Raw genomic sequence first — 22,424 nt, forward strand, 5'->3', positions numbered from 1 at the left:
TCACAACCCGGTCCTGGGATACAACGCGTTGTACAGCTCGCTGATCCCGACGTTGACGATCATCAGCACCAGAATCGATTCCACCACGGCGGCGTTGACCGAATTCGCGACGCCCGCCGGACCGCCCTTGGTGAAAAGCCCTTTCTGACAGGCGATTACCGCCACGATGGCGCCGTAGATGACGGCTTTGAGCAACGCTACGACCATGTCCTCGGTGGTGGCGAACGACGAGAAGGTCGCCACGAAGCTCCCGGGCGCGCCGCGCTGGAAGTAGACGTTGAACAGGTAGCTGGCCAAAAACCCGACGAAGCAAGTGATTCCGGTCAGGGCAACGCCGACCATGACGGCCGCGGCGAAGCGCGGCACCACCAGGCGGCGAATAACCGAAACACCCATCACCTCCATGGCGTCGGTCTCCTCGCGCATGGTGCGGGAACCGAGATCGGCGGTGATCGCGGACCCGACGGCGGACGCCATGAGGACCGCGGCCACCAGCGAGGCGGCCTGGCGAATCACCGCGAGCCCACTGGCCGCTCCGGCGAGTGACGTCGCCCCGACCTGGTTGGCCAGCAGGGCGAACTGGATGGACAGGGTCACCCCGATCGGCAGCGCCACCAGCACCGTCGGCAGCACCGCCGTGGCGGCCATGAACGCGCCCTGGCGGATGAACTCGGCCCATTGGAAGCGCCCGGTGAACAGGTCGACCATGCAGTACTCGATGGTGCGCAGCGCGAGGATGTACTGCTCGCCGAGGGTGTTGAGTGAGGCCAGGGGGTGCCGCACAACGTACCCCGCGGACCACTCCTGGATAGTGGCCACGCCCTCGGACGCTCGGTCATCGGTGAACGGTCGCTGTGCCCCCACGGGCGGCTATGTTAACCGCTGCTCGGCTTCTGCGAAAGATCCGACTCCGTCGACTGCGTCGCCTTCGCCGCCACGTCGGGACGCGTTCTCCCACGGTGACCCGTGGTCATCTCGCTGCTTCGCCTGGTAATGGCCCCTTGACGCATCGCGGGCTTCGCGAGAAGATCCCCTACCATGGCGCTGATGTTAATGATCGTTTGGCAATGAGATAGTGGTTCGGTATTCGGTGACCGCGGGATATCGTATTCCTGGGGAAGAGCGGATGAATCTGACGAGGTTGCGACGAGCAGGTGGCGGCCTATCGTGCGCCGGTCCAGCACTGGCCGTTGCCATCTCGCTGTCCGGATATGCCGCCGCCGATGCCGGCCAGCCCCCGCCGCCATTGCCGGTTTTCACGCCCGCGCCCAGTGAATGGTCGCCGAACTTCGACATCTGGCCGTACAACACGTTCACCGCACGGGTGACACCGGAGATGATCGGCGGAATGTCGGACTCGTGCCAGTGGTTCAAGGCGCAGTTCGAACCGCTGATGGACCAGATCAACGACTTCAACCGCTACCTCGGCGACCGGCATGACGATTACTCGGTCGGCCGCGTGCAGGGATACGCCCGCGCCGTGGTCGCCAACATCGACCAGTCGACGGCGTTCCTGGCGCCTCGAGTCAAGCCACTGATCATTACCAACCAGCCCGACAACTTCGGACCGTACTCGCCGGTTTACGGCGGTGAATCGATGACGCACTTGGCATTTCAACTGTCGCGCATCAGCGACAGCATCAAGAGAAAGGATCCGTCAGGAGTCACCCACGCGAACATCGTCTCGGCCACCGGCTGGGCGAACGCGCTTCGCGACTCCGGCGCATGCAACTGATGAATCACCGCCCAGCACTACGACCAGTCGGCAACCCGGGAACGTGGTTGGTAAGCCGCTTTCGCCTCGCCGTGGCGGATATCGGCAATGACGCGACGCATCCACCGGCGCCCACGGGCGCCGATGCCGACGAGTCCGGCGGCGATGTGACGCCGGCCGACGTATCACCCGACACGAGCGACGACGCCGAGGAGACCGCCGAGCCCGACACGGCGGGCGACAACCAGGGGCTCGCGGACGAGGCGCGCCCGGATGCCCGAAAGCCTCGCCGGTTCAACGCCGTTCGCTGGACCGCCGCGGCCGTGCTGGCCGTCTTGATCGCGGGTTCGGGTTACGAGGGCTGGCTGTTGTTTCAGCACCACCAGCGGGAGGTCGCGGCCGCCCAGGCACTGGCTGCGGCCAAGAAGTACGTTCTCACGCTCACCAGTGTGGACACCAATGCAATCGACAAGAACTTCACCGACGTCCTCGACGGGTCGACCGGTGAATTCAAGGACATGTACACCAAATCCAGCGCCCAGCTGCGCCAGACGCTCATCGACAACAAGGCGGCGGCGCATGGGAGTGTGATCGAGGCCGCGGTCCAGTCCGCCACCGAAGACAAGGTGGACGTGGTGCTGTTCGTCGACCAGTCGGTGAGCAATGGGGCCGCCCCGGCCCCTCAGCTGGATCGCAGCCGCGTCAAGGTGACCATGGAGAAGGTGGACGGCCGCTGGCTGGCCAGCAAGGTTGATCTGCCTTGAAGCTGTTGCCCTAGAGTCGACTCGAGGCCGTGGTGGTCGGCGACCGCCTTGAGCGGTGGACACGTGTGCTGGTCCCACAGCAGCGGGGTCATCGAGCGCATCCTCCGGTGAAACCGCTGTCCGTGGGTGCGGCGAGGGCGGTGTCGAGGGCGTGATCGGGCAGTTGGAACCAGGCCATCGGCTCCGGCGGCGCGGGGGGCGGTTCGACCAGCCGGCGATGCCACCAGCCGACGTCCCACCACGTTTCGTGTTTGAAACCGACGCCGCGGAAGGTGCCAACCGGCGTGAAACCCAGCGCTTCGTGCAAGCCGACGCTGGCGGAGTTGGGTAACGCAATGCCCGCATACGCGTTGACATAGCCTTGTGCGACAAGCACATTGAATAGCGCTACGTAAAGCCGGCGGCCGTGGCCTCGGCGGTGAATCGATGCATCCAGGTACAACGAGACGTCGACCGACCAGCGGTATGCCTCACGCGCGCGGTGCGGACTCGCGTAGGCGAACCCCTTGACTCGATCACCGTCGGCCACGACCAGCCAGGGCAGCCGCGCGAGCGTCCTCGTCATCCGGGAGCGCATCTCGTCGGCGCCTGGGGGCGTCGCCTCGAAGGAGATCGCCGTGTCGCGCACGTAGGGCAGATAGATCTGCGCGACCGCATTTGCGTCCTGCGCCGTGGCCATTCGCACCCTCATGACCACACAACGCTAGTCGGGCGGCGATGCTTCAGGAAAAGAATTTAGCCATGAGCTTTTCGGCGATCCACCGGTGTGCGGTGTTCTGCGAGGCGACGAGTTGCCAGCGACCGTCCGCCCGCACGGCCACGCTGGTGTTCACGCGGGCGTTGCGGCGACTGCGCCGTCGTCCCGCTCTGACCACCGACGCGTTCGCGTGGATCAGCGCAACGTCGGGTGTGAGAAATCGGACCCCGACGATGTCTACTCGCAGCTGTGTTCGGTTGAGCAGCTTCCTGAAGAGCGGAACATACGATGCCGCGATGGCATCGCGTCCGACGTGACGGCCGCCCAGAAAGGTGATGTAGTCGGCGTCGGTGGTGAACACGCTCGCGTAACCCACGGGATCGCCTGCGGCCCAGGCAATTACCTGTCGATCGATGAGCGCCCGAATGGCTTGCTCGTCGGCCTGCTGGTCGCCGGCTGTCATGACGCCTCCCGCGGGTGGGTTATCCGGCTACGCGATCTCGGGACTGATCATCGACGCGATCGCATTGCGCGGCACCGACACTTGCGTCGCTTCCATCGCCGGCTGCAGCGCGTTCTGATCGAAGAAGAACACGATCGCGTCATTGGTGATCGCGAAACTCTGGTAGTTGGTCGGCTGGAGCCCGGTGGCCGGCGGAATCGACACCTTCGCCCGATACCGGTCGGCCAGGGTCTTCTGCACGATCGGCAAGATTGTTTGCAGCGGTTGACTTCCCGGCCGGAACAACGCATCGAAGGTGATCGGTTGTTGGTTGGCCAGGTTGAAGTTGAAGGATCTGTACCACACCAACGGGTGGGCGGCGCCGAGATTCTGATAGATCTCGGTGACAACCGACTGGGTGCCGGAGGCCGGGGGACCCGAACTGTACCGGGTACCGGTAACCTTCAGCGCTGTCGGCGATTTCAGCGCGTTCACCGGTCCGCGCGCGCTGCCGAAGTCGTCGTTGACCTTGGTCAGATAGCCGATCATCGTCTGCTCGTCGGGATAGTTGGCCGGAAACACCATGCTGATGTCCGACAGTGGAGCCGAGGCGTCGAAGTGGCACATTTGATTGGTGTCGACGCTCGCCGGGTCGCACAGTTGCGCGTCCGCGCGGGCAACGGCAGGGCACGTGAACGCGGCTGCCGATGCAAAGGCTGCCACCACCGCCGCGACCCACCGTGATCCTGGACGACGCCCCCTGCCAAAGTTCACCCATGCCTCCGTTGCATAACCCGCAGGGTGCATTGTCACAGACGGGCAACGTCGGATGAACGGACGGTCGACGAGCTATCGGCAATGCCGCTGCGCCCAAGGCGCGCGCTCGCGGCCTCAGCGCGGCGCGTCCTGCAACTCGCCCTGCGGCAGCCTAGCGGCGGGCGCGTCCACCCTCGCTGGTCGGCGCCGGCCGGAGGCCCGGGTGTTGATCCAGCACGCGAGCCCTCCCAGCACCAGGCCGACCGCGATCCCCGCATCGGGACGTTGATCCAGGATCATCCACGACAACACTCCGGCCACGGCGGGAATGACGGCGAACAGCATCGCCACCGCCGTTGCACCGTGGGTATTGATGGCCCGCACGTAGAGGCTCACCGCGAGCGTGGCGTTCAGCAGGACCATGCCGCTGACCGCGATCACCGCCTTGACGCCGTCGTGGACCGTGAACGGCGTGACGATCGCGAACGCCGCGGCGGGTATCAACCCGACGGCATTCTGCATGGCACTCATCACCCGGAAGTCGACGCCGGTGCAGAACCGCTGCTGATACACGCCGCCCGCCGAAAGTCCAAGCAGTCCAACGACAAGCAACACGATGACCGGATCGACGCCGTGGGTGCTCATCAGCCTTCGGGAACAGGCGGCCAGCACCGCGACGACGCCGAGCGCCAGCGCAACCACTCGCAGGACGCCGAGCGGCTCCCGCAGGAACGTCGTCGCCAGGATCGCGGTGGCCACCGGATTCATCGCAATCACCACCGCACAAAGCACCGCCGGCGCCCCGAGCTGAACGGCCTCGTACAAACAGCAGAACTGCACGCCCTGGATCAGCAGACCCGTGACCAGGACGTGGCCGAACTGCGCTCCGCGCGGCCAGCCGGCCCTGACCACGATCGACCAGATCGCCAGGATCGTTGCGGCCAAACTAAATCGCAGCACCAGCGCGGCCATCGGCGTCATGGCGGTTACGGCCAGGGTGCCGATCGGGTATCCGAGGGCGTAGAAGAAGGTCACCGCCGTGGCGGTGGTGACTGGCATGCGGGGCAGAGGCATGCCACCCATGTTGGCTTGAACGACCGACGCAGTCCAACGATTATTGGCGATCACGATTGATCGCGAGACCTTATCGCTCCCCCGGCAGGCGTGCTTATTCGCGACTTGGTTGCCGATTATTGATTAGTTTGATTGATCGGATTACAGTGCGGCTATGCCCCAGGTGCTCGATATCGCGCCGCTGCGCAGCCTCGTCGCCGTCGCCGACTGCGGCGGTTTCCACCGTGCCGCCGCCGCCCTGCACCTGAGCCAGTCCGCGGTCAGCCAGCATCTGCGCCGCATCGAAGCGGTGGTCGGTGAACCGATAGTGCAACGCTCGGGACGGGGGGTCGCCTTCACCGAGGTCGGGCAGAAGGCACTACGCCATGCGCGCACGATATTGGCGGCGCACGACAACGCGCTCGATGACCTGGGTGCGACCGAACACAAGGTCCTGACCATCGGCGCCACCGAACACGGCGCCGATGTGATGCTTGCCGGCCTGTCCCGGGTGTTGCGCGAGCGACTCCCCGACCTGCGGGTGCGCTTCCGGCTCGACCGCAATGTGTCGCTGGCCGATTCGATCGACCGCGGTTTGGTCGATCTGGCCATCATGCTCGACGGGGCGGGTCTGGACCGCGCTAATGCGTCGGGAGTTGTTCAGTTGCAATGGGTTTCCGCGCGCACACTGACGCTCTCACCGCGAGAGCCGCTGCCGCTGGTGATTTTCGCCGAGCCGTGCACATTGCGTGAGCCGGCCTTCGCGATTCTGGAAGGCCACCATATCGAGTACGAGATCGCCGCCGAGTGCGGTGATTTGTCCGGCCTCTACGCGGCGGTGCGATCGGGGCTCGGTGTGGCACTGCTGCCGATGATCGGTAAGTTCCCCGACGGGCTCAGTCTGGCCGAGGGGCTGCCGCCCGCCAACAACGCCTCGATACTGGTGCGCGGCCGTCACGGCATCGACCCCGACTTGCTGGCGACTGTCGATGATGCGGTGCGCGACTTGCTGGCCGCCGCAACCTGATTCGGTTCGCGTCCTTGCGGACGCCGGCCCTTGCCGCGATGCCGTTCGTGTCGTCGCGTCGTAGCCGTGCTCGGCCGGAGCCGCCCATGCGGCGTCAAGACTCACGGGATCGCTCCAACCGTCCCCCGCGGTTCAGCGGCGTAATCGCAGCGCCAGGAAGTACTCGTGCTGTCGACTGCGGTCTACGGTGTAACCCATTGCCTTGGTGACACCCTCGGTGTCGTATTCCAGCCAGCGCTCGGTGCGCTGGCGCTCGAATTCGGTCCAGGAGGCCACCGTAAACCTCTCGAGAAACGTATCCGGTTGTCCGACACTGTGATACAGGCGCCAACTGTGTCCGCCGGTCCGCAGGCGGGACTGCCTGACCGCGCGCATCGCTTCGGTGAAGTCGTGGAGGTTCGCGGGCGGAACCTGATAGCGGACGGTCACCAGCACCGGCCCATCCTGCGGGCATGGTTCGAACACCAGGGTGGGTGACGGCCAGGCGGTGGAAACGTCGACGCTCAGCGTCCCGGTGCAGGGCAGCAGCGGGAGGATGAAGATGCTGAGGGCGACGACGCCGAGCACCACCGCCGACCCGATCAGCGCGGTGTGCATCCCCGCCCGCGTGGCGAGCGCACCCCAGACGTAGGAGCCGATCGCCTGAGATCCGGTCGCGACGAGCAGATACACCGCAAGGCCCCGAGCGCGCACCCAACGCGGCAGGGAAAGCTGCGCCGCGGCGTTCAACGTCGTCAGGGTGATCAGCCATGACGCACCGGACAGCACCAAGAGCGGAGTCGCCGCGGCGAACGGCAGCCACGCCACCGCCAGCGGTGCCAAGGCGTACACGGCGGCCGACCCGGCCAGCAGGACGTTATCGGAAACCTGCTGGCGTAACCGTGCGGCAAACGCCACCGAAAGCACGGCCCCCAAGCCGATCGCCGCCAGCGCCACCCCGTAGCCGCTGGCGCCCAGGTGCCACCGGTGTGCCGCGGCCACCGGCAGCAGGGCGAGCACGGCCGACGCCGGAAACAGGAAAAGCACCGCGCGCAACAGGATCCTGCGGAAGATGGGGCTGTTGTCGACATAGAGCAGACCGGTGAGGATGGCGTGGCCGAAATGTTCCCGCTCCAACGGGGCGAATTGCTTGGGCCGCTTCCAGGCGGCGAGGGCAACGATGATTCCGGCGAACGACACCGCGTTGATGGCAAAGGCCGCCGCGGGTCCGGACACGGCCACCACGACACCCCCGATCGCCGGTCCGATCGCTCGTGCGGCGTTGCCCGCGACGCTGCCCAGGGTCGAAGCGGCCGGTATCTGCTCGCGAGGGACGACCTCGGGCTGGATCGCCTGCCAGGCCGGCCCGGCCAGTGCGGAGGCGCAACCGATGGCCACGGTGAACGCCAGCAGCGACGTCGGGGTCATCCGCCCGAGGTAGGTCAGCACTGCCAGCGCCAAGGCGACCAGCACCGCGTAGGACTGCAGGACAAAGAGCAACCGCCGCCGGTCGAACAGGTCGGCGAGTACGCCGGCGCAAAGACCTAGCAGCAGCGTCGGTCCGAGGCTCGCAGTCTGCACCAGCGCCACGATGACGTCGCTACTGTGCTTTTCCACCAAGAACCATTGGGCCGCAACGCTTTGCATCCATGTCCCGACGTTGGACGCCAGCTGCGCGATGAACAGGCTGCGGTACACGCGGTTGCGGAGCGGTGCCCATGCCGACGGCTGCTCAGCCTCGGCGCTCTCCCGATCCTGAATCACCATTGGATCTGCGGGCCACCACCGTGCTCGAACCGCATACCACAGCGAAGCGCATCGGCGGCCACACACGCGAGGGGGTCGGCGAATGCCAACGGCGAGCCGAGATCGACCTCTGGCATGACAGAACGCCTTTCGCGTGGTAGCGGGATTAAGAGTCTAAACCGGGCCCCGCACGCCCGCCACGCGAAGCGTTAGCCGTCTCGATGGCGCAGCAGCTCGAACCAGTTGTGTGGAACCCGCCCGCGCGGCCCGGGAACCGACTGATCCTCGGGGCGGCACTCGGGCGGCGCGAGCTCGGGACCCTCGTAGTAGTCGTTGGCCTCGTAGTTCCAGAACCAATCCTCGCCCGGCTCGAATGACCGGATGATCGGATGCCCGGTCTGCTGCCAGTGCTTGGTCGCATGGCGAGAGAACGAGTCGTCGCAGCAGCCGATGTGCCCGCAAGCCGCACAACGACGCAGGTGCACCCACCAACCGCCGGTCGCGTCGCACTCGAGGCAGCCCACGCCGCTGGGCGGTACCGAAGGGTCGACAGGAGCAGTCATCGGCGCCCCCTCCCTCGTGCATGGCAGCTGTTAGCGCATCTGCGCGGGGATGCTACCCGCTTGTCCCTGCGGCCGGCACCACGTTTGCTGCGATACTTTCCACGTGCGTTCCGAACAACTTGGCCGCCTCCTGATGCGAGCCGCGCCCCTTTTCAATGCGCCGATAGCCGCGCTGGCCAACTCCCGCCGCTTCGGCGGACTGCTCAACCGCAACATCACCATGCTGACCTACACGGGTAGACGCTCCGGGCGCACCTTCAGCATCCCGGTGTCCTATCGACGTAGCGGGAACGAGATCGTCATCGGCGTCGGCATACCCGAGGCGAAGACGTGGTGGCGCAACTTCCTGAACACCGGCGGACCCCTGACCTTGCGCCTCGACGGGGCCGACCGCGCTGGACATGCCGTCGCCAAGCAGGATGAAAGAGGACGCGTAACCGTCACGGTGCGGCTCGCCGAGGCGCATTCGTGAACTCCATAATGCCCAACCGGGCGAACCGCCGTGGGCGGCACCGAGCGGAAACTGCTTCACGACAGGGTGTTTGAGTCCTCGGAGGTCGAAAACTGTTTGCCCGTTCGCGCCAGATGCCGATCACGCCAGCCTGGTTCACCGCAGCACTGAATCACAGGCCGGACCACGTCGACGTGGACGTCGACGGTTGCCGCATACATCTGCGCGTCTGGGGTGATGCCGATCAACCGCCGGTGGTCCTCGTCCACGGTGGTGGAGCGCACTCGGGTTGGTGGGATCACATCGCGCCGTTCTTTCTCCAAACCCATCGGGTGATCGCGCCGGATCTTTCCGGGCACGGGGACAGCGAAGCCCGTGGCAGCTACGACTTACGAACGTGGGCGAGCGAAGTGATGGCGGCCGCCGCGGCCGCGGGACCCGCCGGACGACCAACCATCATCGGCCACAGCATGGGCGGTTGGGTCGTATCCACGGCGGCGATGCACTACAGCCCCCAAATCAACAGCATGCTGGTGATCGACTCCCCGTTGTGGGAGCGCGCCCCGGAGGAAGGGCGGCTGCGCAGGCACAAGCACAACCAATACCGGACGAAAGATGAGATCCTGGCCCGCTTTACGGCGGTGCCCGCACAGGAGTTGCTCCTGCCCTACATCCGACAGCACATAGCGGCCGAGTCGGTGCGCAAAACCGACGAGGGCTGGATCTGGAAGTTCGACCCGGCGATCTACGGCGGTGAATTTCTCGAACCGACACCGGCCGACGAGGAGTCGCTGGAGACCATGCTGGCCGCGATGCGTTGCCGGGTAGGCTATTTGCGGTGTGCGGCCGGGCTGGTGCCTCCCGCGATGGCCGAACGCATCCGTTCCCTGCTTCAGCTGCGTGGCCCGTTCGTGGAATTGGCCCTGGCCGGCCACCACCCGATGCTGGACCAGCCGCTCCCCCTCGTCGCGACCTTGCGGACCCTGCTTGAATTCTGGTCGATCACTTAGGGTTTGACTCGTCTATGCATTCCAGAGAGGGGCCCGCATGCCTGAGATGCCTAGTGTCGGTTCGTGGCCGTCGGCGTTGCCCGCAGTGCAGGTCCGGGTGGCCCGACCCACGGCCCAGCTGCAGCGGATAGTCCGGTTCTACCGGGACGTGTTGTCGCTGCCCCAGCTGCATTCCGCGGATGACGGCGAATGGGCGGTCGTCATGTTCGGACTGCCAGGCGATCAATACAATCTCGAATTCGTCGCCCATCGCGGCGGTATCGACGGAACCGCGCCGACGCGGGAGAACCTGCTGGTGTTCTACTTCAACTCGGCTGACGATCAGCAAGCGGTCGCGAGCAGGTGCCGCGGCGCGGGAGCCGAGCAGGTCGTGCTCGACAACCCCTGGTGGGCCCGCAATGGGGCGATAGCCTTTCTCGACCCGGACGCGTGGACGATCGTCCTGATGCCGGCGCCCGTGCCCTTGGCGCACGCGGGGCGTTAAGCCCTGGCGCGGCGGGCCAGTTTCGCGGGTTGGTCGATGATGAGGGCCTTGCCCTGCTGGCGGATCCATCCGCGTTGGGCGAAGTCGGACAGGGCTTTGTTGACGGTTTCGCGCGACGAGCCAACGAGTTGGGCGAGTTCCTTCTGCGTGAGGTGGTGCTCGACGAGCACCGATCCCCCGCTGCTGGTGCCGAAACGCATTGCCAGGTCCAGGATTTGCTTGGCCACCCGGGCGGGGACATCGGTGAAGATCAGGTCGCACAGCGTGTTGTTGGTATGCCGAAGCCGGCGCGCCAGCACCCGCAGCAGCTGCTCGGCAATTTCGGGGCGTTCGACAATCCATGTCCGCAACGCGCGACGGTCCATCCTGACCGCTTCCACCTCGGTCAGGGTGATCACCGTGGAGGTCCGCGGACCGGGATCGAAGAGCGCCAGCTCACCGAACACGTCCCCGGGACCCAGCACCGCGAAGACGGTTTCGCGACCGTCTGTGGTCTGATGGCGGATCTTCACCGCACCCGACAGGATGACGTAGAGGTCATCGCCCAGCTCGCCCTCGACGAAGACGGTGCGCCGGCGCGGAAACGACACGTGCTCCAGGTGGCGAGCCAACGCCTCGACCGCATCGGGAGCGATCCCCTGGAAGATGCCGGCTCGCGCCAATACTTCGTTCACGCCGCCCCTTTCAACGCGTTTCGCACGGCGTTGCGCGCGCTAGGCGCTGCTCCAAAGTGGGGGCGTCTTGGCTCGCTGTCCAGACTTTACACCAGGCCCGAGATTCGTAACGCGGCAGGTCAGGCCGCGGGCTGGACGTGCAGCGACGCGCCGTTGAGTGGGCGGAGCGGGCCGCTTATGCCGCCGACGTGGTGACGGTCGACGCGATGGTCACCTCGGAGTACAGGTTTCCGCACGCATCACAATCGACCTGATACTCGAGCTTGTGGTCATCGCGTTCCAGAAACCGGTACTGCGCCCACGCCATGCAGCGGGGGCACCGCGCACGACCGTGCTCGATTGCCATTCGCTAAACCCTTCACTCGCCAAAGACACACTGGAAGTACCCCGTGCCAAGCCGGTCTAACCACCGAGTGTCGACTGCCCATGGACGACGGCCCCGGGACGGCGTTCGGCCCTAGTAGTTGAGCCCCGAAAACATGATCCGGCCGGGATCGTATTTCTGCCGCACGGCGCTCAGCCGCGATAGGTTCGGGCCGAAATAGCGCGAGGGCGACTGGTTGGCCTCGATGTAGTTGACATAGCCGCCGACCGAATACTGTTGCACGGCTTGATGTGCCGTGGTAAGCCAGTTGGTCGCGGCCGCGGGATCGCCCGTTTCCACATACCACTGCACCAGCGCCGACTGGCGCCGCCACGGAAAAGCGGTGGCTCCGGGCGCCACCGTGGCGAGGGCACCGTCCAGCGCGTGCATGATGGCCAGCATGCGCCCGGCGCCGCGGGGAAACGCATTGACCGCCGCGGCGATCCCCTGCGCCACGCCCGCGTTGACGGTGGTGAAGACGTCTGATCCACCGACATAGCCGAGCGGTGACGGGTTGAGATTGCCGACGGCCAGATAGTTCACCAGGTCCAGGTAGTTGAACGTGTGGTTCTCCGTGCCCGACGGCTGCAGCCCCACCGCCTGGGTGATCGCGGCCGCGGCGCTGTTGCCCGACCCGGCCGGGCAGGTCGCCAGGATCCGGCAATGCACACCCATCGCGTCGACGGTGGCGTCCGCCAACGCCCAACTGTTCTGGTCGGCGGTGCGCAACCAGTTCTGCCAACCGACGAGGACCTGCGCGAAGGACTGCGGCGGGAAGTTGAGGTTGACGACGTCGACGTCTTTGGTGGGAAACGTGGCGAAGGTCAGGGAGGTGGTCACGCCGAAGTTGCCGCCACCGCCGCCGCGCAGCGCCCAGAACAGGTCGGGATTGCTGGCGGCGGACGCGGTGACCGCTTGACCGCTGGGCAGCACCACCGACGCCGACGTCAGCTGGTCACAGAGCAGGCCGGCATGCCGGGATTGGGCCCCCATGCCGCCACCGAGCGCATGCCCGGCGGCACCGACTGACGGGCAGGTACCGGTGGGGATGCCCCGACCGGCAGCGGCCAGCGTCCGGTGCATCGTGTACAGACTCGTGGCCGGCGTCACCGTGACCTGTCCCGTCGCGGCGTCGTAGTTGGCGTCCCCGGGCAGTTGGCGCAGGTCGAGCACCATGGTTCCGTTCGCGGTCGACGCGCCGGTATAGGAGTGTCCGCCGCTGCGGGGGGCGACCTTCAGGTTGTGGGCTGCCGCGAAGGCCATCGCCTTCTGAACGTCGGCCGCCGATGTCGGGGTGACGACCGCCGCCGGCGTCGACCCGTTGTAGTTGGTGTTGAAAACCTGCTTGGCTCCGGCGAATTGGGGGCTGTCCGGAAGCACCACCTTCCCGCCGAGCGCCGTGGACAGCCCCTCCCAACCTGTGGGTCTCGGGTCGGCGGCCACCCGGGGTGCGCCGAGGACCGCGCCGCTGGCCAACGCCCCGACGGCGCCCCGCAAAAACAGCTGCCGCGAGATCTCACGCGCCATCGTCGGGCTCCCGCGATTGCCTCATGCCTCGAATTGTCAACGACGGCAAGCGCGGTGCCGCACGACGTGTCGGGGGGTGATCCAAACGTGCTCGAACCGTTACCCGGCGCCTTTGCCGTTGTCGACTCGATAGACCGCGCCGTGGATGGCCGCCGCGGCGTCGCTGGCGAGGAATGCGATGACGTTGGCGACGTCGAGAGGTTGCATCATGCCGCGCGGTGAGGCCGTGCGCATGATCAGGTCGTAGTTGGGATCGTCTGGCGCGCTGAACTGTTCGATCTGCGGCGTGAGCATTCCGCCTGGACATACCGCGTTGACGCGCAAGCGGTCCGCGGTGTATTCCACGGCCAACGCGCGGGTGAGGCCGATCAGGCCATGCTTGGCGGCGCAGTAGCCGGCCGAGTAGGCCTGGCCCTCGACGCCGGCGATGGAGCTGACGTTGACGATGTTTCCACCGCGCTCCAGCAGCTGGGGCAGGGCAGCCCTGCACAGGTAGAACGGTCCGTTGAGGTTGACCGCAAGGTCCTGTTCCCAGTCGTCGTCGGTCATCGACTCGGTGCGGCGCATCTGGTGTCGCCCGGCGACGTTGACCAGGACGTCGAGGCCACCGAAATCACGCACGCACTGCTCGACCGCGTCCCGGCAGGCCTGCGCCGACCCGATGTCCACCGACGCAAACCCGCCGCTTTCGATATCGGCGAAGACGTCAGCCAGGCGCCGGGCATCGCGGCCGATGCCGAAAACCGTTGCGCCCTGCCGGGAGAACAACTTTGCGGTTTCTGCGCCGAGGCCCGACGACGCCCCGGTCACCAACGCCACTTTGTCTTGTAGTGCAGCCATGCCCGTTCCGTCCTTCTTGGCGACAGTCGATTCGGCAGACTACTTGGTGGGATCTACCAGGACCGCAACCGCACCACGCTGCCGCGCCGAAGATGCGGTGGCGCAACTATTCTCATGCCGTATCTGGCGGCGATGTCGGAGACGATGCGCTCGGCCCGCACGCGTTGCCGGATGCGGCGCACGGCGATCATCGCGAGCAGGCCGATGGCCTGCCTGCTCAGGGCGATGCGGCTGGTTCGCTTCCTCCAGCTCGGCGGCGGCGAGGCCGCGCGCCGTCCCGCGTAGTAGCCGAGGCAGGTTGCCGTCGCGAGCGCGGCGATCACCGCGATTACCGTCACCTGTCGAGGGTCCTTCGTCGCCGTCGCGCGGAGGTCACGGGTGGGCTACACCTCGGCCACCAAGTCCCGGATCGGTGGGGCCGCTCAGCGCCGGAAGACGACCCACCTCATCGCGCTGTACATGTACACCGCTTCACAGCCGCCCGCCGCCAGGCGCGACAGCTGATAGTGCACGCCGATGGCCGCGAGCGCCGTGGTAACCCCGAGGATGAAAGCCAGATAGTTGACGGCGACCACCACGGCGTAGGTCAGCACCTGAGGCCCGACCGCGGCGTGGGACCGAAAGTTCAATACGCGATTGAGGACGTAGCTGAGTGTGAAAGCGCATCCGTAAGCGATCGTCACGGCGATGGGCACCGGAAGGGCGAGCCCGCTGCGTAAGCCCGTCAGGATGGTCAGGTCGAGGCCGAAGGTGAAACCGTTGATCACACAGAAGCCCACGAGCGTCGGCGCGACGACCGCCTTCAGGCCGAACGGCAGCCGGCCGACAACCGCCTCGCACCAGTTGTGGAACCGGCCGGCCACGCCTGACTGGCTGGCCGAGGGTTCCGCTCGCACCTGAGCACGGTGACATGACCAGGTATCTTTTGGGTGACCAGTTGGCCAACTTCCGCCGATCGCGCATCGTTACTTTCGCTGCGGATTACGCCCTACGATTCGGAATGTGGACGAGATGCCCCACTACACCGGCCCGATAGATCCGGCGAACCGCAATATCTTTGGGGCATGCCTGTCGCTTATCGGGTTGGCGACGATGATGCTCGCCCTTCTGCTGCTGCTGACGGTCTCGAGCAACCGCGCTTTGGCGTTCAAATTGGAAGCCGGGTTCTTTCCGCCGTCGTCCGAATCCGCGGTGCAATCGGCGCGCACCGAGGTCGTCATCGCGGCCGTGTTAATTGTCCTGTCGACCGCTTCGGCGATTACCGCGGTCATTTTTCGCTCGACCATCGCGTGGCGGCTCATCGGTGGCGTGACTCTGCTGGCTTCGCTCCTGGCCGGCCCCTTGCTCTGGGTCTGCTATGACATGGCATTCTGAATCCGCCGTCCTGCCACTATGATTCGTGCTTGAGGCCCCAGACCTCAAGTCGCACAACTGGATTCGCCAAATACGATTAGCGGTCGGCACATCGTGGGGCGAGGGTCTCGCCCCATCAGCGGCCGCTGGTGACTAGCAGATGACGGCCGGGCCGCCCGTGAGGGGGCAGTAGGGAGGTACACAGCTCACCGACGTGGTTGAGACGGCCGAGGCGAGCACCAGCGCAAACAAGACTCTCGTAACCTTGTTCATGACTGGAGAGTGTACGTCCAGCCAGGTTCCTACAAGGGCGGTTCGGGCTTGAAACAACCGATGGTGGCTCAGCCGTAGCCAACCTATAGAACGATCCGCAGGAATCGGTCCCGCTTGTCAAAATGGCTGAGTGACGATGCTGCACGGAACACCGGCGACCGTTTTGACGGCCGTCGTTGTGGCTTTTATTGCCGGAAGTATGTTGCGGTCGCTTCACAACGTGGTTCGTCACGCACGTCTGCGCCAGGAGTATCGCCAAACAGTTCTGGCCATGCGCTGGTGGATGATTCCGGCGGCGATTGGCCAGCTCACCGTGGTGATTGCTGTTTACTTCGCGCTCGTGAACGTGTTCCCGCTGCTCAGTTGGGGTTGGTGGCGGATGCTGGGCAACAGCGGCAACGTCGGTCTCGCACAGACGGGGCAGAGCGGGTGGATCTGGGCAGTGGTCGGAGTCGCGGTGCCAATCGTCGTAGCCGCTCTGGTTCCGTGGGTGGCCCATGCCGAAGAGCTCGCGTTTCGCTATCGCGCTGAACAACAAGGTGTCCGCCGAAAAGTGACGAGGCAAGTCGTGTTCGGGTTGACTCATTTGTGGGCGGGGATACCGATCGCGGCTTGCTTAGCGCTGACTTTTAGCGGGCTGTACTTCCTGATGGTGTACCTGCGCGCCATTGCGACACTCAGCCCCGAGCTGGAGGCGGCGCAACAAATGCCTCAATACGAGCGTCTGCCGTCTCCTGCGATGCCCGACAATATGGATGAGAACCCCGACGCCTGGGCGGAATTGCATAGAGAACGTGAACAGGTGTGGACGGAAAATGAGCGCCGACGTAACGAATGGACTCACAACCTAGGTGAGCAAATATCAGCTAGGTATGACCGTGTTGATCAGGTGAGACGACGTGCCGTCGCCAGCTCCGCCGCTGCGCATGCGGTTAGCAACTGGGTGGTGATTCTGCTGCTGGTGTTGTTCCTCGCGTGGCGAGGACTAGTGCGCTAGCAAGAGTTGCGGACCATCGGGCATTCCGGCACAAAACGCTCTGCGAAATGCGCGCAACGCCCTCGGTGTAGGAGCCACTGAAACCGCAGTATTCAAGGCTGACGTCAGGTCACCGGCGAAGTGGCTGAGCGACGTCGAGTGTCGACGGCCTCGGCCAGGGTCGGCCAGCGGTAACACACTCGGGCAATCTTGTCATCCGCGTTGCGGCCTTCGGTGGCCTGATGTCGCCGGGTTAGTGTGCGTAGGTCGGCTTCCGTGAACAGGCCGACAGAAAAGTTGAGCAATCCATGACAGCAGCAACCGAAGCGTCGGCACTCGAAGCGCGGGTCGGCCACTACTACCGGATCGAAGACACTTACCAGGTCGGCCGCGAGAAACTACGCGAGTTCGCCCGCGCCGTGCAGGACTATCACCCTGCGCACTGGAAACTCGACGCCGCCGCTGAACTGGGATATCCGGACCTGGTGGCGCCGCTGACGTTCACGTCGGCCCCGGCCATGGCCGCCAATCGGCATTTGTTCGAATCGGTGGTCATCGGTTACGAGATGTACCTGCAGACCGAAGAAGTCTTCGAGCAGCACCGCCCGATCGTGGCCGGAGACGAACTGCACGTTGACGTCGAACTGTCATCGGTGCGCAGGATCGCCGGCAGAGACTTGATCACCGTGACCAACACGTTCACCGACACGGCCGGCGAGCGGGTGCACACCCTGCACACCACCGTCGTGGGCGTCACCGCCGAGGATGTCGATCCGGCGATCAGAAGCGTCGCGGAAAAGGTGATGATGCACGATGTGAACCTCGCCGGCATCGACTACTCCGAGGAGGACTACCAGAAGACGGTGCGCCCGGCGGACGAGGTTCAGATCGCCCACGCAGGCACCACCCGCACCCCGGGAACGCCGTCCTTCGATGACGTGAAGGTCGGCGACGAGTTACCGGTCCACCACGCGCGACTGTCGCGCGGCGACCTGGTGAACTACTCCGGTGTGGCCTGCGACGCCAACCCGCTCCATTGGGACGAGAACCTCGCCAAACTGGCGGGCCAGCCCGACGTGATCGCCCACGGAATGCTCACCATGGCGTTGGGTGCCGGATTCGGCTCGGCATGGTCAGGCGATCCCGGTGCGGTGACCCGCTACGCGGTGCGGCTGTCCCAGCCCGTGGTCGTGTCGGCCACCGAGGGTGCCGACATTGAGTACAGCGGCCGGATCAAGTCACTGGACCCGGAAACCCGCAGCGGAGTCGTGCTCGTCGGCGCGAAGTCGGCTGGCCGCAAGATATTTGGCCTGGCGACGTTGAACATCCGTTTCCGCTGACGCGCTCAGACCACTAAATTCGCTGAGCGGATATGTTTCGAACACATGTGCGACGGCTATTACGTCCGTCGGAGGTGATCGAAACATGAGCGACGAGTTGCAACAGGCGCCGAACGAGACGGCGGAAAAGGACACAGCCGACTGGGTCACGGGCGACGAGCCGATGACGGGACCGCAGCGGAGCTACGTGCAAACGCTGGCGCAGGAGGCAGGGCGTGAGGTCCCGAATGATCTGACCAAGGCCCAGGCATCCGACCTGATAGAAGAGCTGCAGCAGCATACCGGGCGCGGCGGTAGATGACCGCGGTCGCAGCTGAACTCAGCCCGCTTGGTCGCCGATGAACTCTAGCCCGGCCCGAATAGCCGGGCGATGGCGCAGGATTCGGTAATGAGCCAATCGACCGAGCCCCCGCGTGGTCAGTAATCGTGCGCCTTGCCATGACAATGCGAGCCGCTCACTCGCGGCATAAGGGCTGTCCGGGTCGTCGGGATCATGGATGACAAGCAGCGGCGGGTAATTGGCTCGTTGACCAATCCGCGTCATGTTCGTCTCGTGCAACGGCATACCGATTCGTTTTTCCAGACGGCGTTGCAGGCCGGCGCGGATCCGGCGACCGAAGCCGTGCCGTGCGGCGAACAGGTCAAGATAGAGACGGAATTCGCCCATGGGCGCCAAGAAGACCAAACGCCCAACAGGTGCGCCCTGCGCCGCCGCCAACGCAGTCGCGTTCGCACCGAGTGAGTGAGCCACCACCGCGTGGGCGGGCCCGTGGGTTTCGATCGTCGCCGCAACGGCGTCGGCGCACTCGATGGCAGTGGTACGCCCGGGCGCAAGGGCACCCGGGTCAGATTCGTTGTGGCTAGGCAAGTCGAATGCGATGACGCGATACCCGGCCTCCACCAGCGGTTTGACGAACACTGCCAAATGCGCGCGCTGCCCGCCCCAACCATGTACCAGATATATCGGTGTCCCCTCGCCCCATTCCTCACCAGCTATCCGATGCCCATCCCAATAAGCTTCCAGCGGCCTGCCCGGGGCCACACCTGGTGGCATGCGCAGGTCCGACTCGAGAACCGGTGGGGTGCACCACAACTCGACTGCCCACCGCGATCCCAAAGAGGGCGCCAACCGCTCGAGCAGCCAAAAAAGTCGGCGCACTCGGGCAGCGACCGGGGGAAGGACTCCGGAGCCGACGATATCGAGCGGGGCGAGCTCGCCAGGCTGTGCTTGCGGCGACGCCGGTCCTGGTGCTCCTCCGGTCATGAATCGCGATCATAGGTAGGCAACACGCACCGACTATAGCTGCGCTACACCGTCTGGACTCGAGCGGACAAGTCCTCAGCCGGCGGGCTCATGCACAAGCGATGTCGCCTGTGGATGGCAGTGCGCGCTACTTCGGCTTACCTGCTGCTCCGATTGACGAAAGGTAGTCACTACGACGCGCGGGCGGCTGGCCGCGATCTTCCATGAAGGCGCGAAACCGCTCCAGAAGCGTTGGCCCGCAGCGCGATCCGTGCTTGATGGGGCGGTGATCTCAATAGGACCAGGGGTAGACAAACAGCGGCCCGGTGATGCCGGATGTGAGGAACCATGCCAGTGCGCACAAGATCAGTAGCTGGATCGCCCAAATCAACAAATGGGTCCGGTGCGCCGAATGCAACTCGAACCGGATGACGTTGTTGAGCCTGGCGAGATCGCCGGCACTCAGGAACACCTTTCCCGTCCCGACCCTGAGCATGTAGCCGCTCGTCCCGCTGGGAACATCCACGCGGACGAGATGGATTCGATTCCCATCGCCGTCTCGCAGGCCGATGAGGCTGGTTAGCTCCGAGTGTCCCACAGTATGCCCACTTAGCTTGCGTTCTGGCCGCCTGCTGTTGGAGACCTCACGCTACTCCGCGTGGCAATTGCGCACAATACTCTGTCCCACAGGCAATTTCGTTGCACTGATGTTGTTCACTAGCACGCGTTCCGAGTGGCCTTGCACGCGGTGGCTTGCTGATCTTCGCGGCAAAACACCAGCTCAAGCCGATTTAGCTTCGATCTTTAGTTCTCAGCCTGCACGGCGGATAATGATCGCTCTACCTCGGGGTTTGCCGGGTTTTCACCGAAGTGGCGGACGCGCACCCGATGAACTTCTTGGACACCGCATCGACGGCTCACGATTCGACCCGTGCGGCCGCGGCGGCCGCTGTTGCCTCGGACGCAAGACGATTCCGCGAGTACGCCCGCGCCCTGTTCGAATATCAGCGGCCCGAGGGCGGCCCCGGCCTGACAGATGACGAGCTCATCAGTCTCGGACGGACCATCGGCATCACGGATCCCTCCTTTGCCAGTGAGATCCAGGAGGGCACTTCAGTGCCTGCACGACCCGACCGGTCGGGTGTCGCGCTGACCTGTTTGTCGGGAAGACATCGAAGACGCCGGACAAGAGCGCGCTGAACCGAACTCCGAACGAGCGATTGCCAAGTTCCATTTTCGCTACATCGTTGAGCCACCGCCGAGTGGGACGGCATAACGCGCCGAGGTTCGTTATTACCGTCAGGCACAAGGCGATTCGCTTTATCTGCAGTCACCCGGGCATGCGGCGACGCTGGCAGCGCGCCTAGGGTAGCGCTGGCGTTGTTCTCTAGTTCTTGATGGAAACCCGTCTCCGTAGGGGTGACGCCAGGGCGGCCGCGACCACACCGGTCAGTGCCGCCGCCGAGGGTTTCGGTGACCAGCGCAAGGCGGACACGGCCCAGCCGAGCGGCTTGTCGAGCTGCGGATCCGAGCCGTTATGGTTCGTGACCGTCTGCGAGTGATTCTTCGGCTCGGCGAAGATGTCGAGCATCGCCGGCAAGAACGCCTTCATGTCCTGTGGCCCCCGACTCGTGACGAGGTTGCGGTCACGCACGACCTCGCGGTCGAGCCAGTCGGCGCCGGCGTTCACCAGGTCATCGCGGATTCCCGGCCAGGAGGTCAGGGTGCGCCCATTGAGCAATCCTGCCGACGCAAGCACCCACGGACCGTGACACAACGTGACGATCGGCTTGGCCCCGTGGTCGAACGCGCGGACAAAATCCCGCGCCGCCGCCGACTGCCGCAGCAGGTCGGGGTTGATGAAGCCGCCCGGAAGCAGCAGTCCGTCGTAGGCGCCGGGGTCGGCCTCGGTGACAACCTTGTCCACGCCGACTCGGCTGGCCGGCATGTGCAGATTCACCCCGCGGATGCGACCGGGGCGCAGCGACACAACATCGACCTTCGCGCCGGCCAATTGCAACGCGCGCAACGGAATTACCAGTTCCACTTTCTCGAAGCCGTCGGCTGCCAACACAGCTATTTTTCGGCCCGAAAGGCGTCGTGCCTGTGACATCGTGCTCTCCTGTCGGTTATGGCGCTTTAAGCGCCGGTTTACCTGTGTCTCGGCCCTCAACGTGCCTGTCCTGCTACGGCCGGACCGATCCGGGGGCGCCGCCACAACTCCCAGACCAACCGGCAAGCTCCGATGCCGGCGAGCAGGCCGAGCGCTGCGAGGGCGGGCATATGCAATAAGGCAGGCAGGGTCGCCGCCGCGGCTACTCCGGTGACGGCGCGGTCGGCCGGCGCCTGCCCGTGGTCGCGCCACCGGTAGGCGACGTCAGCGAAGTAGAACAGTGCCATGCCGCCGGCCAGTGCGATCGCGGACAGCAACGGCAGCCGGTGAGTGGCGTGCTCGATGGTGGCGTGCGCTCCGACAGCGAACAGCATGATGCCGGCGACCAGGGGTAGGTGCAGGTAGCTATAGGCGTCACGGGCAAGATGGGCCCGCCCATCGGCGACGCGCTCGACGGCTGGCCGCGGGCGCGCGGGGAAGGGCTCGGTCGCTGACCACGCGGCTTTGGTTCGAGTGGGTTGTATCGACGCATACCTGTGTCTCGTCATTCCCAGACCACGCGAATAGGACTCCCTCACCGGGGTAGTCCCGCGCCTGGGGCGGGCTGGCGTAGTGAGGTGAGCGGCGATGAACTGCGGTGAGTATTCGGATGCACGGATCTTTGATGTCGCCAAAGGCGTACTGATTGCGAAGCTAGGCTGCAGCCTCGACGAGGCGTTAGCCGAATTGGTCAGAGTCGCGGAACGTCACCACGTCGGGGTGCTGGCGCTGGCGCGGGCATTGGTGTATCTGGCGTCACCTGCTCTTCAACACGACCGCGATGACGATGCGGCTCAAGCAGCCATCGCCGAGTTCGGCGAACTGTTTTCGGCTCACCGCCATCGGGTTGCCGGACCCTGAAGAGGTTTGCGACAGTCGCCCCGCGCTCACAAGGGCCGGGGACGCAGTAAGGGCCACTTTCAGGCGAGCCAACTGGCTAAACTCTTGCCGATGGCTGGCTAGTGCAGACGTTCGATGCCTGCGTAGATTTCGACC

The 22,424-nt window shown here is 65.2% G+C and carries 29 protein-coding genes; 11 read left to right on the forward strand and 18 right to left on the reverse strand.

Translation table 11 applies throughout. From position 1 onward, the window contains the following. Positions 1 to 864 carry an ABC transporter permease gene (locus tag A5646_RS15510; RefSeq protein WP_067022459.1) on the reverse strand — a complete coding sequence of 288 codons (864 nt, stop codon included), beginning with the start codon at positions 862 to 864 and terminating at the stop codon, positions 1 to 3. Positions 865 to 1,126: 262 nt separating this feature from the next. Here A5646_RS15510 and A5646_RS15515 point away from each other — a divergent pair, with 262 nt between their 5' ends. Further along, complete coding sequence (locus tag A5646_RS15515) at positions 1,127 to 1,735, forward strand: hypothetical protein (protein WP_067022461.1); 609 nt, start codon at positions 1,127 to 1,129, stop codon at positions 1,733 to 1,735. Further along, positions 1,726 to 2,478 (forward strand): Mce protein, encoded by a 753-nt coding sequence (locus A5646_RS15520; protein WP_067022463.1) that lies wholly within the window; start codon positions 1,726 to 1,728, stop codon positions 2,476 to 2,478. The genes A5646_RS15515 and A5646_RS15520 overlap by 10 nt, the downstream gene beginning before the upstream one ends. 88 nt (positions 2,479 to 2,566) lie before the next feature. Here A5646_RS15520 and A5646_RS15525 read toward each other — a convergent pair whose 3' ends face one another. The 4 genes from A5646_RS15525 to A5646_RS15540 all read right to left on the reverse strand — a co-directional run bounded on the left by A5646_RS15525 (position 2,567) and on the right by A5646_RS15540 (position 5,456). Next, positions 2,567 to 3,157 carry an arsinothricin resistance N-acetyltransferase ArsN1 family B gene (locus tag A5646_RS15525; protein ID WP_067022471.1) on the reverse strand — a complete coding sequence of 197 codons (591 nt, stop codon included), beginning with the start codon at positions 3,155 to 3,157 and terminating at the stop codon, positions 2,567 to 2,569. 43 nt (positions 3,158 to 3,200) lie between these two features. Further along, the gene (locus A5646_RS15530) at positions 3,201 to 3,638 is read right to left on the reverse strand and encodes an SgcJ/EcaC family oxidoreductase (protein WP_067022472.1); all 438 of its coding nucleotides are present in this window, start codon (positions 3,636 to 3,638) and stop codon (positions 3,201 to 3,203) included. 27 nt (positions 3,639 to 3,665) lie between these two features. Next, on the reverse strand, positions 3,666 to 4,424 hold the full coding sequence (locus A5646_RS15535; protein WP_067022474.1) for an esterase: 759 nt from the start codon (positions 4,422 to 4,424) through the stop codon (positions 3,666 to 3,668). Positions 4,425 to 4,508: 84 nt separating this feature from the next. Further along, positions 4,509 to 5,456 (reverse strand): DMT family transporter, encoded by a 948-nt coding sequence (locus A5646_RS15540; RefSeq protein ID WP_231998341.1) that lies wholly within the window; start codon positions 5,454 to 5,456, stop codon positions 4,509 to 4,511. 145 nt (positions 5,457 to 5,601) lie between these two features. On the opposite strand from A5646_RS15540, the gene A5646_RS15545 reads away from it, so the two are divergent. Beyond that, complete coding sequence (locus tag A5646_RS15545) at positions 5,602 to 6,453, forward strand: LysR family transcriptional regulator (RefSeq protein WP_067022476.1); 852 nt, start codon at positions 5,602 to 5,604, stop codon at positions 6,451 to 6,453. 132 nt (positions 6,454 to 6,585) lie between these two features. Here the strand turns inward: A5646_RS15545 and A5646_RS15550 are convergent, their stop codons facing one another. Further along, positions 6,586 to 8,199 (reverse strand): MFS transporter, encoded by a 1,614-nt coding sequence (locus A5646_RS15550; RefSeq protein ID WP_067022478.1) that lies wholly within the window; start codon positions 8,197 to 8,199, stop codon positions 6,586 to 6,588. A 188-nt stretch (positions 8,200 to 8,387) separates the two neighbouring features. Beyond that, entirely contained in the window at positions 8,388 to 8,741 is a 354-nt protein-coding gene (locus tag A5646_RS15555) for a UBP-type zinc finger domain-containing protein (RefSeq protein WP_066861116.1), read from the reverse strand. Between the two features lie 133 nt (positions 8,742 to 8,874). Here A5646_RS15555 and A5646_RS15560 point away from each other — a divergent pair, with 133 nt between their 5' ends. Then, entirely contained in the window at positions 8,875 to 9,213 is a 339-nt protein-coding gene (locus tag A5646_RS15560; protein WP_066861112.1) for a nitroreductase/quinone reductase family protein, read from the forward strand. A gap of 56 nt (positions 9,214 to 9,269) precedes the next feature. On the opposite strand, the gene A5646_RS29950 is transcribed toward A5646_RS15560, so the two are convergent. Next, on the reverse strand, positions 9,270 to 9,551 hold the full coding sequence (locus A5646_RS29950; protein WP_231998343.1) for a hypothetical protein: 282 nt from the start codon (positions 9,549 to 9,551) through the stop codon (positions 9,270 to 9,272). Here A5646_RS29950 and A5646_RS15565 point away from each other — a divergent pair. Both A5646_RS15565 and A5646_RS15570 read left to right on the forward strand, forming a co-directional pair. After that, positions 9,447 to 10,202, forward strand: a complete 756-nt coding sequence (locus tag A5646_RS15565) for an alpha/beta fold hydrolase (RefSeq protein ID WP_067022541.1) — start codon at positions 9,447 to 9,449, stop codon at positions 10,200 to 10,202. The two genes, A5646_RS29950 and A5646_RS15565, sit on opposite strands and share 105 nt — an antisense overlap. A 37-nt stretch (positions 10,203 to 10,239) precedes the next feature. Further along, positions 10,240 to 10,686 carry a VOC family protein gene (locus A5646_RS15570; RefSeq protein ID WP_067022480.1) on the forward strand — a complete coding sequence of 149 codons (447 nt, stop codon included), beginning with the start codon at positions 10,240 to 10,242 and terminating at the stop codon, positions 10,684 to 10,686. Here A5646_RS15570 and A5646_RS15575 read toward each other — a convergent pair. The 6 genes from A5646_RS15575 to A5646_RS15595 form a co-directional block, all read right to left on the reverse strand. Beyond that, positions 10,683 to 11,360, reverse strand: a complete 678-nt coding sequence (locus A5646_RS15575; protein ID WP_067022482.1) for a Crp/Fnr family transcriptional regulator — start codon at positions 11,358 to 11,360, stop codon at positions 10,683 to 10,685. The genes A5646_RS15570 and A5646_RS15575 overlap by 4 nt on opposite strands. A 175-nt stretch (positions 11,361 to 11,535) precedes the next feature. Further along, complete coding sequence (locus A5646_RS29015; protein WP_156748759.1) at positions 11,536 to 11,706, reverse strand: hypothetical protein; 171 nt, start codon at positions 11,704 to 11,706, stop codon at positions 11,536 to 11,538. Positions 11,707 to 11,817: 111 nt separating this feature from the next. Next, positions 11,818 to 13,251 carry an FAD-binding oxidoreductase gene (locus A5646_RS15580; protein WP_067022484.1) on the reverse strand — a complete coding sequence of 478 codons (1,434 nt, stop codon included), beginning with the start codon at positions 13,249 to 13,251 and terminating at the stop codon, positions 11,818 to 11,820. Positions 13,252 to 13,350: 99 nt separating this feature from the next. Further along, on the reverse strand, positions 13,351 to 14,091 hold the full coding sequence (locus A5646_RS15585; protein ID WP_067022486.1) for an SDR family NAD(P)-dependent oxidoreductase: 741 nt from the start codon (positions 14,089 to 14,091) through the stop codon (positions 13,351 to 13,353). Between the two features lie 53 nt (positions 14,092 to 14,144). Further along, entirely contained in the window at positions 14,145 to 14,429 is a 285-nt protein-coding gene (locus A5646_RS15590; protein ID WP_067022488.1) for a hypothetical protein, read from the reverse strand. Positions 14,430 to 14,513: 84 nt separating this feature from the next. After that, complete coding sequence (locus A5646_RS15595) at positions 14,514 to 14,987, reverse strand: GtrA family protein (protein ID WP_067022490.1); 474 nt, start codon at positions 14,985 to 14,987, stop codon at positions 14,514 to 14,516. 106 nt (positions 14,988 to 15,093) lie between these two features. Between A5646_RS15595 and A5646_RS15600 the strand changes: the two genes are divergently transcribed. The 4 genes from A5646_RS15600 to A5646_RS15615 all read left to right on the forward strand — a co-directional run bounded on the left by A5646_RS15600 (position 15,094) and on the right by A5646_RS15615 (position 18,334). After that, complete coding sequence (locus tag A5646_RS15600; RefSeq protein WP_066861089.1) at positions 15,094 to 15,465, forward strand: hypothetical protein; 372 nt, start codon at positions 15,094 to 15,096, stop codon at positions 15,463 to 15,465. Positions 15,466 to 15,847: 382 nt separating this feature from the next. Continuing rightward, positions 15,848 to 16,714, forward strand: a complete 867-nt coding sequence (locus A5646_RS15605; protein WP_067022492.1) for a hypothetical protein — start codon at positions 15,848 to 15,850, stop codon at positions 16,712 to 16,714. 287 nt (positions 16,715 to 17,001) lie between these two features. Next, complete coding sequence (locus A5646_RS15610; protein WP_067022494.1) at positions 17,002 to 18,033, forward strand: fused (3R)-hydroxyacyl-ACP dehydratase subunits HadA/HadB; 1,032 nt, start codon at positions 17,002 to 17,004, stop codon at positions 18,031 to 18,033. 85 nt (positions 18,034 to 18,118) lie between these two features. Then, complete coding sequence (locus A5646_RS15615) at positions 18,119 to 18,334, forward strand: DUF3072 domain-containing protein (RefSeq protein ID WP_067022496.1); 216 nt, start codon at positions 18,119 to 18,121, stop codon at positions 18,332 to 18,334. A gap of 18 nt (positions 18,335 to 18,352) precedes the next feature. Here the strand turns inward: A5646_RS15615 and A5646_RS15620 are convergent, their stop codons facing one another. From A5646_RS15620 to A5646_RS28155, 4 genes are all read right to left on the reverse strand, one after another. Then, positions 18,353 to 19,297 (reverse strand): alpha/beta fold hydrolase, encoded by a 945-nt coding sequence (locus A5646_RS15620; RefSeq protein WP_067022498.1) that lies wholly within the window; start codon positions 19,295 to 19,297, stop codon positions 18,353 to 18,355. A gap of 271 nt (positions 19,298 to 19,568) precedes the next feature. Further along, positions 19,569 to 19,772 (reverse strand): hypothetical protein, encoded by a 204-nt coding sequence (locus A5646_RS15625; RefSeq protein WP_156765612.1) that lies wholly within the window; start codon positions 19,770 to 19,772, stop codon positions 19,569 to 19,571. Positions 19,773 to 20,663: 891 nt separating this feature from the next. Beyond that, positions 20,664 to 21,449 (reverse strand): type 1 glutamine amidotransferase domain-containing protein, encoded by a 786-nt coding sequence (locus A5646_RS15630; RefSeq protein ID WP_369806947.1) that lies wholly within the window; start codon positions 21,447 to 21,449, stop codon positions 20,664 to 20,666. Next, positions 21,446 to 21,937 carry a low temperature requirement protein A gene (locus A5646_RS28155; RefSeq protein ID WP_082984759.1) on the reverse strand — a complete coding sequence of 164 codons (492 nt, stop codon included), beginning with the start codon at positions 21,935 to 21,937 and terminating at the stop codon, positions 21,446 to 21,448. The genes A5646_RS15630 and A5646_RS28155 overlap by 4 nt, the downstream gene beginning before the upstream one ends. Before the next feature lie 79 nt (positions 21,938 to 22,016). Between A5646_RS28155 and A5646_RS15640 the strand changes: the two genes are divergently transcribed. Continuing rightward, positions 22,017 to 22,289 (forward strand): ANTAR domain-containing protein, encoded by a 273-nt coding sequence (locus tag A5646_RS15640; protein WP_066873340.1) that lies wholly within the window; start codon positions 22,017 to 22,019, stop codon positions 22,287 to 22,289. Positions 22,290 to 22,424 lie beyond the last annotated feature (135 nt).

This window comes from Mycobacterium sp. 1245499.0, assembly GCF_001673615.1.
GTDB lineage: Bacteria > Actinomycetota > Actinomycetes > Mycobacteriales > Mycobacteriaceae > Mycobacterium > Mycobacterium europaeum_A.